At 65.0% G+C, this 15150-nt stretch carries 14 protein-coding genes; 8 read left to right on the top strand and 6 right to left on the bottom strand.

The window, feature by feature from the left end; genetic code table 11:
* Nucleotides 1–23 precede the first annotated feature (23 nt).
* Together RN01_RS16945 and RN01_RS16940 are read right to left on the bottom strand one after the other, a co-directional pair.
* A complete protein-coding gene (locus tag RN01_RS16945) occupies nucleotides 24–1400 on the bottom strand; it encodes a sigma-54 dependent transcriptional regulator (protein ID WP_024570735.1) in 1377 nt (458 codons plus the stop codon).
* Between the two features lie 1031 nt (nucleotides 1401–2431).
* A complete protein-coding gene (locus tag RN01_RS16940) occupies nucleotides 2432–3373 on the bottom strand; it encodes a LysR substrate-binding domain-containing protein (RefSeq protein WP_017511523.1) in 942 nt (313 codons plus the stop codon).
* A gap of 77 nt (nucleotides 3374–3450) precedes the next feature.
* Between RN01_RS16940 and RN01_RS16935 the strand changes: the two genes are divergently transcribed.
* Both RN01_RS16935 and RN01_RS16930 read left to right on the top strand, forming a co-directional pair.
* Nucleotides 3451–4707, top strand: coding sequence for a nitrate/nitrite transporter (locus RN01_RS16935; protein WP_024570734.1), 1257 nt, complete (start codon nucleotides 3451–3453; stop codon nucleotides 4705–4707).
* A gap of 323 nt (nucleotides 4708–5030) precedes the next feature.
* Entirely contained in the window at nucleotides 5031–5819 is a 789-nt protein-coding gene (locus RN01_RS16930; RefSeq protein ID WP_017513535.1) for an MHYT domain-containing protein, read from the top strand.
* Nucleotides 5820–5864: 45 nt separating this feature from the next.
* Here the strand turns inward: RN01_RS16930 and RN01_RS16925 are convergent, their stop codons facing one another.
* Genes RN01_RS16925 through RN01_RS16915 form a run of 3 tightly spaced genes read right to left on the bottom strand, consistent with a single transcriptional unit; the run spans nucleotide 5865 to nucleotide 7855 of the window.
* Complete coding sequence (locus RN01_RS16925; protein ID WP_017513534.1) at nucleotides 5865–6401, bottom strand: TPM domain-containing protein; 537 nt, start codon at nucleotides 6399–6401, stop codon at nucleotides 5865–5867.
* Between the two features lie 13 nt (nucleotides 6402–6414).
* Nucleotides 6415–7239 carry a YgcG family protein gene (locus tag RN01_RS16920; protein WP_017513533.1) on the bottom strand — a complete coding sequence of 275 codons (825 nt, stop codon included), beginning with the start codon at nucleotides 7237–7239 and terminating at the stop codon, nucleotides 6415–6417.
* A 13-nt stretch (nucleotides 7240–7252) separates the two neighbouring features.
* The gene (locus RN01_RS16915; protein WP_017513532.1) at nucleotides 7253–7855 is read right to left on the bottom strand and encodes a LemA family protein; all 603 of its coding nucleotides are present in this window, start codon (nucleotides 7853–7855) and stop codon (nucleotides 7253–7255) included.
* A 399-nt stretch (nucleotides 7856–8254) separates the two neighbouring features.
* Here RN01_RS16915 and dapA point away from each other — a divergent pair, with 399 nt between their 5' ends.
* Complete coding sequence (gene dapA, locus RN01_RS16910; RefSeq protein ID WP_017513531.1) at nucleotides 8255–9163, top strand: 4-hydroxy-tetrahydrodipicolinate synthase; 909 nt, start codon at nucleotides 8255–8257, stop codon at nucleotides 9161–9163.
* Here dapA and hemL read toward each other — a convergent pair.
* Nucleotides 9150–10442 (bottom strand): glutamate-1-semialdehyde 2,1-aminomutase, encoded by a 1293-nt coding sequence (gene hemL, locus RN01_RS16905; protein ID WP_017513530.1) that lies wholly within the window; start codon nucleotides 10440–10442, stop codon nucleotides 9150–9152. The two genes, dapA and hemL, sit on opposite strands and share 14 nt — an antisense overlap.
* A 245-nt stretch (nucleotides 10443–10687) precedes the next feature.
* Here hemL and RN01_RS16900 point away from each other — a divergent pair, with 245 nt between their 5' ends.
* The 5 genes from RN01_RS16900 (at nucleotide 10688) to RN01_RS16880 (ending at nucleotide 15127) form a co-directional block, all read left to right on the top strand.
* Entirely contained in the window at nucleotides 10688–10858 is a 171-nt protein-coding gene (locus RN01_RS16900; protein WP_008644874.1) for a rubredoxin, read from the top strand.
* Between the two features lie 377 nt (nucleotides 10859–11235).
* A complete protein-coding gene (locus tag RN01_RS16895) occupies nucleotides 11236–11745 on the top strand; it encodes a response regulator (RefSeq protein WP_017513529.1) in 510 nt (169 codons plus the stop codon).
* A gap of 34 nt (nucleotides 11746–11779) precedes the next feature.
* On the top strand, nucleotides 11780–12148 hold the full coding sequence (locus RN01_RS16890) for a PleD family two-component system response regulator (RefSeq protein WP_008644878.1): 369 nt from the start codon (nucleotides 11780–11782) through the stop codon (nucleotides 12146–12148).
* Between the two features lie 77 nt (nucleotides 12149–12225).
* Nucleotides 12226–12768, top strand: coding sequence for a chemotaxis protein CheW (locus tag RN01_RS16885; RefSeq protein ID WP_024570733.1), 543 nt, complete (start codon nucleotides 12226–12228; stop codon nucleotides 12766–12768).
* A 157-nt stretch (nucleotides 12769–12925) separates the two neighbouring features.
* On the top strand, nucleotides 12926–15127 hold the full coding sequence (locus RN01_RS16880) for a methyl-accepting chemotaxis protein (protein WP_011515528.1): 2202 nt from the start codon (nucleotides 12926–12928) through the stop codon (nucleotides 15125–15127).
* The last annotated feature ends 23 nt before the right edge of the window (nucleotides 15128–15150 follow it).

The following is a 15150-nucleotide window of genomic DNA, read 5'->3' as shown; positions in this document are numbered from 1 at the left end:
GCGTCGTGGATCGACACCAGCCTTCAGTTCTGCACGCAGACCAGTCCCACGTTGCCTTTCCGCACCTGCAGCTTGTAGTCGCGCATGAGTCGGAACAACGTGACTCGCGAGATGCCAAGCTCGGCCGCCACGTCGATCAAACGTTCGTGATGGCGTTGCAGGGCTTCGAGGATCGCGGCCTGCTCGGCCGCTTCGCGAATCGCGGCCAGCGTCGGCGGCTTGCTTTCCACGGGTGTGTCGAGTTCGAGGTCTGAGGGCTGGATGACCCCGTTCTCGCACATCGCCGCGGCAAGGCGGATCCGGTTGAGCAGTTCGCGCACATTGCCTGGCCAGGCATGGGTGGTGATGGCACGCAGGGCCATGGGCGAAAAGCCGCGGATATGCTCGGGCGAGTCCTTGCGGACGGAATCCAGGATGTGTTCGGCCAGCAGCAGCACATCGGAGCCGCGTTCGCGCAGGGGGGGCTGCTTGACGCGCAGCACGCACAGGCGGTGAAAGAGGTCGCCACGGAACCGCTCGGTCGCCACGGCGGCTTCGAGGTCGACGTGCGTGGCAGAGATGACCCGGACATCGACGGCGACGGATTCGGTACCACCCAGCCGTTCGATCCGGCCTGTTTCCAGGAAGCGCAGCAGACTGGTCTGACTCTCGAGCGGCATGTCGCCGATTTCATCCAGGAACAGCGTGCCGCCTTGCGCGATCTCGATCCGGCCCGGCTTGCGCTTGGTCGCGCCCGTGAAGGCGCCACGCTCGTAGCCGAACAGTTCGGACATCAGCAGGGTGGGCGGGATGGCCGCACAGTTGACTGCGACGAACGGCTGGTTGGCCCGGCGCGAGGCGCGATGGATGGCCTGCGCGGCGAGTTCCTTGCCGGTGCCGGATTCACCGGAGATCAGTACCGGCGTGTCCCACCGCGACACCTTTTCGATGCTGCGGAACAGCGCCTGCATGGCATTGCATTCGCCGATGATCCCGTGCGGGCGCGTCAGCGGCACGGCCGGTTGCTCGCGGCCCGGCCGCAGGGCTGCCATGCCAACCGCGTGTCCGAGCGTCCGGCTTAGCTCGGCCATGTCGAATGGCGCCGTGTAGTAGTCAATGAAGTACAGGCCGAGCAGCTTGCGCGCGGTGTCTGTCAGCTCGTCGGCGCAGCTGATCGCACCGATCCAGCCGATCTGGCGCGTCGCCAGCCAAGGCTCCATCAGTTCGAGATCGGCATCGCTGAAGCCGCTCTGGAAATCGAGCAGGCCCGCCGAGAATGGTCCATCGAGTGGCAGCGCGGCCAGGTCCTCAAGGCTGTTCGCGAACACCAGCTTCCAGCCGTGCTGCGACAGATAACGGCACAACGACGCGTCGTGATGCCTGGAGACATACAGCAACGGGCGGTTGACATAGTGACTCATTTTTTCCCCCAGCCTTTTTTTGTTTTTCCCGCTGCGCGGCGAGGCGCCATGGACGCCTTTGGCCACGTTGCTCGAGGGAGAAGGGGGGTGCTGGAACGCTGGAGGCACGCCTGCCCGGCGCGGCTGCGCCCGGCCGAACGTCACGCCACCAAAGCGCAACCCATGCCGCTTGGTAGTGATCGTGACTAACCCCCGGATTCCGGCTGTTGGATTCGCCGATTCCCGTTTTCCCGCAAGCTTGTTCCCGGCCGGCCTTCCGGACCAACTGCTTACCCCAATAGGCCGCAAACTACGAAAAGAAACCCCGGGACTATGACGTCGTGGTGGCACCCGGCTGTTGCGCCAGATGCCACCACGCGGATTGGATCCGCGCATCACTGCGTCGGTCCATCGCTTATTTGCGGATCGAATTGCCTGGGAGCACTCCGGCACCGCACGACTGACCCGTCCCTGGAATCAGCCCTTTGACGGGAATATAGTCGTGGATCTCTCAATCTCGCTAAACACCTGATTTTTAAGGATTTTCATTTTTGGGCGTGGAAATTGCGGGATGGAGTCGCAAAAAGTGTTTCGTTGATGAAACCTTGGCGTGATTGATGATCGGCAGGCGCACGGCGTTCGCCCAGGGGCTAGTCCCCATAATTGATTAGCCCATATGCTCGCCATTGCATGTTTTTACCCCCCGACGGGGGTGTTTAATACGATCGTGCCGTTTCCTTAGGAATTATCCGGTATATAGATTTCACGAGACTGATGTCTCTCTTTTGATACTTTACCGAACGGCTTGCCTTGGGATAAGTCCTGGCCTGTAACCTGCATCAGGGAGAATATGGCAGTTGCTGAAACTCATTCTCGATGCCGAACCCATTCCATCGGGAAAATATCGGCCTCAGTCCATCATTTGGTCTATTTTTCTCACTTGCCCTCGCCTTTACGGATGAGTTCGGGGGGGTAAGGGACGCATTTGCCAGTTTCGGAGTCAAATGGTTGCAATTCTGAAACTGGCTATGCAACCAAATGCGCAACCTGTTTCACAATTGAGAGTCATTTTCCGGCGCAATGCCGGCAATCTGGTCCTTGAGCCAGGTATGAAAACGCAGGATCGCCTTTTCGCGCGGATTGCCTTCGCGCCAGGTCACCCAGTAATGCAGGCTCGATGGAATCCGCGTGGTGCCAATCTGCACGAGCTGTCCGCTGGCGATGTAGTCGTGCGCGAGCTGCGCGCGAGCGGTGGCCACGCCCAGGCCGGCCACGGCCGATTGCAGCATCAGGCCAGCATCCTGGAAGATCGGCCCCCGCACGGGTTCGTCGGGCGGCAGGCCGGCCAGCAGCAGCCAGTCGCGCCACGGCCGGAGCGCGAAACGCAGCATCGGCAGCCTGGGCAGGTCCGCCACGGTGAAGCCCGGATACCGCGCCAGCAGCGCAGGGCTGGCCACGGCGATCACGTAGTCCTCGATGAGGTTGTGGCATTCGAAGCCGGGCAAATCCACGCGCTGGTGCCAGATGCCGACGTCCACCGCGTAGGGGTCGGGCGGCGAAATCTCCGCATGCAGCCGCAGATGCAGATCGAGCTCGGGTGCCTGTGCGTGCAGGCTCGGCAGCCGGCGGATCAGCCAGGCGTTGGCAAGGTCTGCCATCACGCTGACCTGCAGTTGCACCACGGGTGGGCCTGACACACTGCCGGCTTCCCGCAGGGCCGATTCAAGCTGGTCAAGCGCGCCGCGCACCTGTTCGGCCAGGCGCGTGCCGGCGCTGGTCGGCGTCATGCTGAGGCCGGTGCGCTGGAACAGCTTGGTGCCAAGGTTGTTTTCGAGCGCGCGGATGTGGTGGCTGATCGCGCTATGCGTCAGGGCCAACTCTTCGGCTGCGCGTGTGAAGCTGCGGTGGCGCGTGGCTGCCTCCAGTGCGCGAAGCGCCTGAAGCGGGGGCAGATGGGGGGAGCGCGAGTGACGCGGGGGGCGCGAATCGGTCATGGTCGTCAAATTCTACTCACAATTGCCGCAGGTATCTTTCGCTGGTCTTGCACCATGCCGGTGACGACAATGCATGCATGACTGCATCCACCACCAATCCGGCCACTGACATGGCCTCCCAGCCCAACCATGCGTCTGGCGCGCGCTGGCGCGTGCTGGCGTTCTTCTCGCTCGGCTTCCTGGTCTCCTATGTGTTCCGGGGTGTCAATCTCGGCTTCGCGCCTTACCTGACGCGTGAGTTGGGACTTACCGCGGGCGATCTCGGCCTGCTCACGAGCTTCTATTTCCTCGGGTTTGCCTGCGCCCAGTTGCCGGCTGGCATCCTGCTCGACCGCTTCGGCCCGCGCCGCACCGAGGCCGTCATGCTGATGCTGGCCGTGGCGGGCTCGCTCGTGTTCGCCTGGGCGCCGGGGATGGTGGGGCTTGCTGCCGGGCGGGCGATGATCGGCGTGGGCGTATCGGTCTGCCTGGGCGCCGCGATCCAGGCGCTGTCGATGTGGTTTCCGCTGTCGCGCATGCCATTGCTGAACGGGCTGGTCATGGCCATCGGCGGACTGGGCGCGGTGGTCGTGGGGGCGCCGCTGTCGTGGCTGCTGTCATGGACCGACTGGCGCACCATCAGCGCTGGCATGGCCGTCATATCGTTCGGCATGGCCGCGCTACTCTGGTTTGGCGTGCCCGACGTGAAGCGCCAGGGCAAGGAGAGCTTTGCCGAACAGTTGCGCGGCACGCGGCAGATCCTGAGCAGCGAGCGCTTCTGGCGCGTGGTGCCGCTGACGCTGCTGAACCAGGGCATTTTCCTGGCGGTGCAGACGCTTTGGGTCACCGCGTTCATGCGCGATGTGCAGGATCTGGGGCCCGGCGAGAGCGCGCGTCTGGTGTCGGTGATCGGGTTTGCGATGATGGCTGGTTGCATCGGCGCGGGCTGGGCCGCGCGTCACCTGGAGCGCCGTGGCATCAGCTTGTATGCGCTGGCCGGCACCGGCATGATCGGCTTCATCGTGATCCAGTTGCTGCTGATGGCCCGGCTGCCGTTCATGCCGCTGGGGCTGCTGTGGGCGCTGTACGGCGTGTTCGGGTCCACCGGCATCCTGACGTACGCGCTGCTGGCGCGACGCTTTCCCGACGCGCTGATTGGCCGGGCCACCACCGCCATGACGCTGACCGTGTTCCTGGCCACGTTCGTGTTCCAGGTGGGCATCGGCTTCGTGCTCGATTTCTTCCCATTGAGTGGCGACCATTACCCGGTGTCGGCGCACCTGATGGTGTGGGCCGGACTGGTGGTGATCCAGGTGCTCGCTGCCATCTGGTACTTGATGGAAAAACGCTCCTGAGCGTTCTCCGGGAGGCGCCGATCTTGACGCCCCGTTGGCGCCTCGAAACTCCCGGGCCGCAGCGGCTTTTCCGGCGTCCGGAATTACTCGAAATGGGTTATTGGCGTGCTCTTGCACGCCCGCCATACTCCCCCGGACGGAGCGTCCGCGCGGGGGCATCCGCAGCAAGAAATCATTAAGAAAGGGCCACTGCAGTCCTCATCCTCGCGCGCATCCGCCGCATCACCTGCTGTCGACGCATTGCATTCCCAAGATGTCATTGCCGTAACAACGACGCCTTCGCCCGAAGGCGGAAAACAGTCGGTGTCCTACGAGGGGTCTACATGTTTAACGGATTTGCAGCCGTCCCCGGCGCAGTCGTGCCGTATTCGTACAACTGGCTCATGGTGGGCTTGTCCTTCCTGATCTCCGCGTGCGGGGCCTACGTGGCGCTGCGATGGTGCCGGGGTATCCGAAAACCGAACGGCCGCCTGGATGTGGATCGCCTGATGTGCGCGAGCGTCGCGCTCGGCGGTGGCGCGGTCTGGGCGATGCACTTTATCGGCATGGTCGCGTATCAGACGCCGACCCATATGGAATTCAGCCTGCTGGTCACGCTGGCTTCGCTGTTGGCCGTGATGGTGTTTGCCGCTGCCGGTCTGGCGAAGGCATCGAGTCCCACGGGTAATCCCCTGACCAATACGATCAAGGGCGGCGTGCTGACGGGCACTGGCGTGGTAGTGATGCACTACACCGGCATGGCAGCGATTCACACCAACAGCGTGTTCGAGTGGGATCTGTTCATCGTGGCGCTGTCCGCCTTGATCGCCATTGTCGTGTCCGCGGTCGGCCTGTGGCTGGCCACCAACGTGAAGACCGTGGCGCAGCAGATCGGCGCCGCGCTGGTGATGGCCGTGGCGGTCTGCGGGATGCACTACACGGGCATGACGGCGGGCACCATGATCTGCACCGGCCGCACCTACTCGCCGACGCTGCTCGCGCTGGAAGGCGACAACATGGGTTATGCGGTCTTCGCGCTGACAGCCGTGGTGCTGATCTTCATTCTGGTGATCGAGGCGACGCGCAGTGGGTCGCAATCGGTTTCGGTGGCGTCGGCCAGCGGCCGCCGTTGATGCGCAACGCGGGCGGGGCATGGCTCCGCCCGGTTGCGTGACAGGTCAGAGCACGATCGGTCGATCGTCGAGTTCGTTGGGGTTGTTGCCGCCACTGGCCGGGAAATGGCGCGTTAGTAGCGTGTGAATCTGCGCGATGGCTTCGAGCACCGGTTCCACCGATACGTTTCGCGCCAGGCCTTGCGCCAGATGGGCGCAGATGTCGTGCCAGGCCTCGGGCTTCACGCGTGCGTCGATGCCGCGATCGGCCAGCAGTTCCACCGCATGGTCGGCCAGGTTGATGTACAGCAGCACGCCGGTATGGTCCTCGGTGTTCCACACTTCGAGTGCGCCGAACAGCGTGCGGGCGCGGGCGCGCGGCGTCACGCCGCGCCAGGCCAGCGAGAGGGGCAGGTTTGCCTCGATGACGACGCGCACCTCGCCGCGATGATGCTGCTCGCCCGTGTGCACGGCCACCTGGAGCTGGTGCCGTGCCTCGTCGGGAAACGCCCTGCGCGCGACGTTGTGGCCCGTGCCGATATGCCGCAGCGCGCGCTTGAGCGACTGACGAAACGGAGGACGTGGATGGCTGGCCTTTTTCATGATGGTCTCTCCGTTACCAGTTGCCGGATGAGCCGCCGCCGTCGAAGCCGCCGCCACCACCGCCACTGAAGCCACCGCCGGAGTCGCCGCCGCCGAAGCCACCGCCACCTCCACCGCCCCAACGGCGGCCGATTTCGTAGCCGGTCATGCCGCCTAGCCCCCCGGCGGTGACGTCGGGCCAGCCGCGCCGGCCGGTGACGACATGCGGGCCGCGGCTGCTGCGCAGGATGGCGGACAGGAAGAAGAACACGATGATCGCCAGCGGGAAGAGCACCGGCAGCCAGTCGGCCACGTTCTCGGTGGGCGTCTGGCGCGCGCGGTTGGGCGCGGCCAATCCTTCCTTGTCGATCAATGCCTGGATGGCGGAAATGCCGGCGGAGAGTCCGCCGTAGAAATCGTTTTGCCGGAAGTGGGGAGCCATCACGTCCTGAAGGACGCGATTCGACATGGCATCGGTCAGCGACCCCTGCACGCCACGGCCTACCTCAATGCGCATCCGCCGCAGTCCGGGCGGATTGTCCTTGGCGATCAGCACGATCACGCCATCGTCGACGCCCTTGCGGCCCGCGCGCCAGGCGTCCGCCACGCGGATGCTGTAGGCGTCGATCGTCTCCGGCGCGGTGGTCGGCACCATCAGCACGAAGATCTGGCTGCCGCGCTGCTGCTCGTATTCGGCCAGCACGTTTTCGAGCGAGCTGCGCTGGTCGGCGCTCAGCGTCCCGGTCAGATCGGTCACGCGCTGCGTGAGCGCGGGGACGGCGACGAAGCCGTCCGCCGCCCATGCCGGCAGCGCCAGCATCAGCGCCAGGAACCAGAGAACGACGGCCTTGCGCATCATGATGGTCGCGGTATCAGAATTTCACGGCGGGAGGCGTGGAGATGGACTTCTCGTTCTCCACGGTGAACGACGGCTTGACCGGGTACTTGAAGACCATCGCCGTGAGGTTGGTCGGGAAGCTGCGTGCCAGCACGTTGTAATCCTGCACGGCTGCGATGTAGCGCTGGCGTGCCACCGTGATACGGTTCTCGGTGCCTTCGAGTTGCGATTGCAGGTCGCGGAACGAGGCGTCGGCCTTCAGTTGCGGGTAGTTCTCGGAAACGGCCAGCAAGCGCGACAGCGCGCTGGTCAGTTGCCCCTGGGCCTGCTGGAACCGCGCGAAAGCCTCGGGATCGTTGAGGGTCTCGGGCGTGACCTTGATGCTGGTGGCATCGGCACGTGCCTTGGTGACGGCCTCGAGCGTCTCGCGTTCGTGTGTGGCGTAGCCCTTGACCGTGGCGACCAGGTTCGGAATCAGGTCGGCGCGGCGCTGGTACTGGTTGATGACCTCGCCCCATGCCGCCTTGACGGCTTCGTCCTTGGCCTGGAAGTCGTTGTAGCCGCAGGCGGAGAGCAGGCTTGCCAGCATGGCGATCGCCAGCCAGCGGAACAGGGCGGTGGAAGTGGCAGCGCGCATCTAGGGCTCCGGCAGATGTCAGGGGTCGATAACGTTGAAGTGTAGCGCAGGGTGGTTGCCGTACATTGTCAAAAGCTGTCAAGGCGCCACCCTACGGCGAGCGGGCTGGGTGCTGGATCGGTATCCGGGCACTTGACCACGCCCGCGGTGCCAGCTAGATTCTCCCCCATGCCGCGCGTATCCAATGCCTCCACGACTCGCATCGCCCTCCAGGGCGCGGGTCAGGCCGCGCGCGCCAAAGCCAAAAAACAGTCGCTCGTCTGACCGGAGCGCACTGTTCCGTCAGATGGGCGACGGAACAGCACCGGTCGAAGGGGCGATCTGCCCGCGTTTGCATTCCCCGTGTCCTGCCGCGTCGCGCTCTGACGGTTTCCGAATCGGTCGATCCGGAGTCCTTTCATGCAGAACACGCAGTCCCATCCTGGTTTTCGCGGCATCTGGCTGCCGCTCGTGACCCCTTTTCACCGTGGCGAAGTCGATTTCGATGCCTTGCAGCGTCTGGTTGGCCACTTCAGCGTCACCGGCATCGCCGGTTTCGTCGTATGTGGCAGCACCGGCGAAGCGGCCGCGCTGGAGGAGCCTGAACAACTGGCCGTGCTCGATACGGTGCTCGAATGCGCCAACGGGCTACCGGTGATCATGGGTCTGGCCGGCAATCATCTGGGTCATGTGCTGGCACGCCTGGGCCGCTGCAACGAACGGCCGCTGGCGGGCGTGCTGGCCCCGGCGCCGTACTACATCCGTCCGTCGCAGGACGGATTGCGCGACTACTTCCGCCGCCTGGCAGATGCCTCGCGGGCCCCGCTGGTGCTCTATGACATTCCGTACCGAACCGGCACGACGCTGACGCTGGAAACGCTGCTAACGCTGGCTGATCACGGCAATATCGGCGCGATCAAGGATTGCGGCGGCAATGCCCTTAACACGCAGGCGCTGATCGCCGATGGCAGGCTGGCGGTGTTGGCGGGAGAGGATCACCAGCTTCTCGGCACGCTGGCGTTGGGCGGGCAGGGCGCGATCATCGCTTGCGCGCACTTCCATCCGGAGCGGTTCGTGGCGATCTGGCGCGCTGTGTCCGAGGGGCGGCTGGACGAGGCGCGCCGCTTGTTCTACGCATTGATGCCGCTGATCCAGACACTGTTCGCGGAGCCGAACCCGGGGCCGATCAAGGCGCTGCTGGCGCGTCAGGGCTGGTTGCGCGACGAACTGCGCGCGCCGATGACCCGCGCATCGCCGGAACTGGCAAACCAGCTCGCGGCGATGTTCGATGCGATGGATATCGTGGGCGGGGCGGTCAGCCAGCCTTGAAGGCCTTGGCGGCGGCAGCCACCGTCGCCTCGATGATCGCATCGTCATGCTTGGCCGAGACGAAGCCGGCCTCGAAGGCCGACGGCGCCAGGTAGACGCCTTCGGCCAGCATTGCATGGAAGAAGCGGTTGAAGCGGCCCACGTCGGCCTTGGTCACCTCGGCGAAGCTGCCGGGCACCTCGTTGGTGAAGTAGATGCCGAACATGCCGCCGATCGCGTCCGCGCAGAACGGCACGCCAGCCTCACGGGCGGCCTTGGTCAGGCCGTCGGCCAGCTTGCGCGTCTGCGTGGCCAGTCGGTCGTAGAAGCCCGGGGCCTGGATCAGGCGCAGCGTGGTCAGGCCGGCGGCCACGGCCAGCGGGTTGCCGGACAGCGTGCCGGCCTGATAGACGCCACCGAGCGGCGCCAGCTTGGCCATGATGTCGCGTCGGCCGCCGAACGCTGCCGCCGGCATTCCGCCGCCGATCACCTTGCCCAGGCAGGTCATGTCCGGCTTGATGCCGTAGTGCGCCTGCGCGCCGCCAAGCGCCACGCGGAAGCCCGTCATCACCTCGTCGAAGATCAGCACACTGCCGTGCTCGCTGCACAGGTTGCGCATGGCGGTCAGGAATGCCTCGCTGGCGCGCACCAGGTTCATGTTGCCGGCCACCGGCTCCACGATCACGGCGGCGATCTCGCCCTTGTGGCAAGCGAACGCTTCCTCGAGCTGGGTGACGTTGTTGTACTCCAGCACCATCGTGTGCCGCGTGACATCAGCCGGCACGCCCGCCGACGACGGCGCGTTCTGCGTGGTGTCGGCAAACGTCAGCAGGCCCGAGCCGGCCTTGACCAGCAGGCTGTCGGCATGGCCGTGGTAGCAGCCCTCGAACTTGATGATCAGGTCGCGGCCGGTGAAGCCGCGTGCCAGGCGCAGCGCGCTCATGGTGGCTTCGGTGCCCGACGACACCAGGCGCACCTGCTCGATCGATGGCACGAGCTTGCAGATTTCCTCGGCCATGTCGATTTCGGCTTCGGTCGGCGCGCCGAACGAGAAGCTCTGGGTGGCGGTCTCCTGCACGGCGCGCACCACGTCCGGATGCGCGTGGCCGACGATCATCGGGCCCCAGGAGCCGATGTAGTCGATATAGCGCTGGCCGTCGGCGTCCCACATATAGGCACCCTCGGCGCGGGTGATAAAGCGCGGCGTGCCGCCCACCGAACGGAAGGCGCGGACGGGCGAGTTGACGCCGCCGGGAATGGTCTGCTGGGCGCGATCGAAAAGCTGCTGGTTACGGGACATGGGAATCTGGCTGAAAAGGATTCAGGAGGAAAAACATGCGTCCGGCCGGGGGCCGCGTCGGCTTCGAAATGCTCAAAATATGAGCAAATCGGGTGAATTGCGTGCCGTTCGGGCGGCATCTGCACGCTAACATGCGCGAACGCAAACGAAACTGGTGTGAACGCGCCGGGGCATGGGTGGCGTCATCGGCGCTGATTCGGTACCATCTGCGCTTGATTTTAATGGAGACTGGCAAGAGCCTGCATATGGAATACAAGACTTGGATGTGCCTGATCTGCGGCTGGATTTACGACGAAGCCGCTGGCGCGCCGGAAGACGGCATCGCCCCGGGTACCAAATGGGAAGACGTGCCCATTAACTGGACCTGTCCGGAATGCGGTGCGCGCAAGGAAGATTTCGAGATGGTGGCGATCTGAAGCCATTCGCCGTAACTGTTTCCCGTCGCGGGAAAGAGACAGTTCGACAGGCCGGGCCGGAAGCCCCGGATTGACGGCCTAACTATGAATTGTCACACTTTGCGGCAAAACTGCACCCCGGTCCGGCCTGCGCACGCAGGCTGAGCGCGGCGGTATGCAGCTACAAGAATAAAAGGAGCCGCCAGGTCAAGGCGGCTTCCAGCAAGGCAGGTGCGAGCAGTCAGAACGCACCGCCGGACCGGCCGGGTAGCCGGGTTTGTTGATTGGGAAAGTTGAAATCGGGGGCCGCCGGCACGCCATGGGTGATGCCGTGCGGGAGTTCTCAAGTGAATGCCGGCGTCCGTGCTTCTCTGCGGGCAGTCGGTCGCGGGAACAACATGCGGGTCACGCAAACAGAAATAGACAGCAAGTCTGTCGACGGGGTCAGAATCGGTGCCGATGCCGATGCCGGCGCCGACGAGGCATCTGCGGTGTCGGGCCGCGGGGTGTCGGGCAAGATCCTTGTCATCGACGACTCCAGCACCATCCGCCGCACGGCGGAAATCTTCCTGACGAACGCTGGCTATCAGGTCATGCTGGCCGAGGACGGATTCGAGGCGCTCGCCAAGGTTGGCGACCTGCGCCCGGACGTCATCTTCTGCGACATCCTGATGCCCCGTCTGGACGGCTACCAGACCTGCTCTCTCATCAAGAAGAGCCCACGCTTCCACGCCATTCCCGTGATCATGCTGTCGTCTCGCGACGGCGTGTTCGACCGTTCGCGCGGCAAGCTCGTCGGCGCGCATAACCATCTCGCCAAGCCCTTTTCCCGCGAAGCCCTGCTGCAGGCCGTCCAGTCCTGCCTGACGGGTTGCGTGGCCGATGAGGGTGCGGCCGTGGCGGCCTGACAACCGGCCGCCCGAAGCATCCAGGAACAAGACAATGACCATCAGCAAAATCCTTATCGTCGACGATTCGCCCACCGAAGCCCTGTTCATGTCCGACCTGCTCGGCAAGAAGGGCTTCAAGGTTTCCGTGGCCGGCAACAGCGACCAGGCCATGGCCCGGCTCGAGGCGGACGCTTTCGACCTGATCCTGATGGACGTGGTGATGCCGGGCCAGAACGGCTACCAAGCCACGCGCGCGATCAAGCGCGACGACCGCTTCAAGGACATCCCCGTGATCATGTGCACCAGCAAGGGCCTGGAAACCGATCGGATCTGGGGCATGCGCCAGGGCGCGTCGGACTATGTCGTCAAGCCGGTGGACAGCGAGGAACTGCTGTCGAAGATCGCCGCGCTGGCGAACTGAGCCAGCCAGCCCATCAGCAAGCGGGCAGCGCGCTCCGGCACCACTGCCCCAAGGTTTCACCTACCGGTATCCCCATCATGAACGCGCCGCGCCAAGACCTTCGTGCCCGCCAGACCCGCCTGCAGGATTACCAGGCCATGCTGGCCCGGCGTCTGCGCGACGCGCGCAACCTGCCGGCCGTCGATAGCTACCTGGGTGTGGTGGTGGGCCAGCGCAACTGGCTGCTGCCGTTGCTGGAAACCGGCGAGGTGATCGAAATGCGCCAGCCCGCCGGCGTGCCGCTGACGCAGCCCTGGTATCGCGGCCTGGTCAACGCGCGCGGCAACCTGCTGGGCGTGATCGATTTCGCCATGTTCTGTGGCGACGGCCCCACGCCGGTACAGCCGGGCAGCAAGATCGTCGTCCTGTCGCGTCACGTCGAACGTGCGTGCGGCATCATCGCCACGCGCGTGCTGGGCCTGCGCCATGCGGCGGATCTGACGCCGGCTCAGGGTGAGGAACCCGAAGGCTGGCAGGGCTTGCGCTTCGCGGACAGGGAGGGGCGTGGCTGGCAGGTGCTCGATATCGGGCAGTTGCTGGCATCGCCTGCGTTTCTGCAGGCCGGCCGTACCGTGGCTTGATCAGCGGAATCTGGAAATGAAGCCGTTTCGGAATGAAGCGCAGCGGTTCTGGCCAGGCGCGGGGCCGCAGACCGTACAAGTGGTATGGCAAGGCCCCGCAACGACGCCGGAATCATTCTGAAGCGGTTTCATAATAACGAACGAACAGAGGGTTGCTATGGGTATCAAGAAGATCGGCCTGGGTCGCCGCACCGCAGCCGCGGGCGCTGCCGCAGAAGTGGCGGCGCCGGGTGGCGCCGCGTTTGCGGCGGCCGGCGCGGCCAGACAGCAGGGCGGCCTTGGCCAGACCCCTGTCGAGATGATGTCGGGCTGGCTGACGCGGATGCCGTTCTCGGCGCAGCAGCGCGCGCTGACCGTGGGCGTGGTGGTGTCGCTGTCGGCGTTGCTCGCCTCCGTGTACCTTGATAACCGGCAGGCCAGCAACGGCGCGGCGCAGATCGAGGTGACCGGCGACATGCTGATGCACTCGCAGCGTCTCGGTAAGGCGGTGCCCGTGGCGCTGCTCGGCAACGCCCAGGCGTTCAAGCAGCTGCGCGAGTCGAAAGAGCAGTTGACCACCGACATGCTGGCGCTGCAGAACGGCAGCGACGAGAAGCATGTGCGGGCCACGAGCGGGCCGGGCGAGCCGCTGCTGGAAAAGGCGATGGGTTCTTGGAAGCGTTCCGAGAAGAGCGCCGCCGACGTGCTCGCCCAGCAGGCCATTCTGACGACGATCGGCCAGACGCTGCAGATCTTCAACGCGTCGAACCCCGAACTGCTCGAAGCCGCTGAACAGGTGGCGGCCATCAAGCTCCAGTCGGGCGCCAACACCCGTGAGGTGGCGGCTTCCGCTCAGCTGGTGATGCTGACGCAGCGTCTGGGCAAGAACCTCAACGAGTTCCTCTCGGGCGAAGGCGTCAACCCTGAAACCGCGTTCCTGCTTGGCAAGGACACCAACACGTTCCGCGAAACACTCGACGGCCTGATCAACGGCTCCGAAGCGCTGCGCCTGACCGCCGCGCACGATGCCGAGACGCGCAGCTACCTGCAGCAACTTTCGCAGCGCTTCGACGCGGTGCAGAAGACCACGCAGACGATTCTGCAGAACCTGCCTGGCCTGATCGCCGCCAAGCGCGCCCAGCAGCAGATCTTCAACGACAACGAAGCCCTGCGCGGCGAGTTGTCGGCGTTGCAGTCGGCCTATGCGCAAGATGCGCGCTTCCGCCCCTGGACACTGGGCGCGATGGTTATCTCCGCGCTGGCCACGCTGCTGTGCCTGGCCGGTCTCGCGGCCCTCTACCTGCGCGATTCGCGCGTCCGGGCGCTCGAAGCCGAGGCGCGCGAGCACGAAGCCGAAGCGCGCCGACTCGATGAAAAGCGCAATAACGATGCCACCCAGAAGGCTATTCTGCAGCTGATGAACGAGCTGCAGGACATCGCTGACGGTGACTTGACGCGCCAGGCCACCGTGACCGAGGACATTACCGGCGCCATTGCCGACTCGGTGAACTACACGGTGGAAGAACTGAAGGAACTGGTGGGCCGCGTGCAGCAGACCGCCGGGGACGTGCAGCACGCCTCGACGCAGGTGCAGGAAACCTCGGTGCAACTGGCCACCACGACCGAGCAGCAGTCGCGCCAGATTCGTCAGACCGGCGAATCCGTGGTGGAGATGGCGGACCGCATCACGCAGGTTTCACGCGGTGCGGCCGAGTCGGCCAACGTGGCACGCGCATCGCTGGCCGCAGCCGAGCAGGGGCAGCACGCCGTGCAGAACGCGATCGCGGGCATGAACGGCATTCGCGAGCAGATCCAGGAAACGTCCAAGCGGATCAAGCGTCTGGGCGAATCGTCGCAGGAGATCGGTGAAATCGTCGAGCTGATCTCGGACATTACCGAACAGACCAACGTGCTGGCACTGAACGCCGCCATCCAGGCGGCTTCCGCAGGCGAAGCCGGCCGCGGCTTCTCGGTGGTGGCGGAAGAAGTGCAGCGTCTGGCCGAGCGTTCTGGCGAGGCAACCAAGCAGATCGGCGCGCTGATCCGCACGATTCAGACCGACACCCAGGACGCCGTGCACGCCATGGAGCAGAGCACGCAGGGCGTGGTCGAGGGCGCGCGCCTGTCCGATAACGCGGGTGCCGCACTGGTCGAGATCGGTCGCGTGTCGCGCCAGCTCGCCGAGCTGATCGAACAGATCTCGCAGACCACATCGCACGAAGCAGGCCTGGCCACCAACGTGGCCCGCCACATCGACGGCATCCTGCAGGTGACCGCGCAGACCACCGCCGGCACGCGCCAGACCGCCGCGTCGGTGCGCCAGCTGACCGCACTGACCGAAGAGCTGCGTAACTCGGTATCGCGGTTCAAGATCGCCTGACGGCCGCCCGCAAGGGCGCAACG

Origin of the sequence: Cupriavidus sp. SHE, from assembly GCF_000812445.1 — a bacterium.
Taxonomy (GTDB): domain Bacteria; phylum Pseudomonadota; class Gammaproteobacteria; order Burkholderiales; family Burkholderiaceae; genus Cupriavidus; species Cupriavidus metallidurans.
The sequence above is the reverse complement of the archived record's forward strand: the minus strand, read 5'-3'. Positions and strand labels throughout refer to the sequence as shown.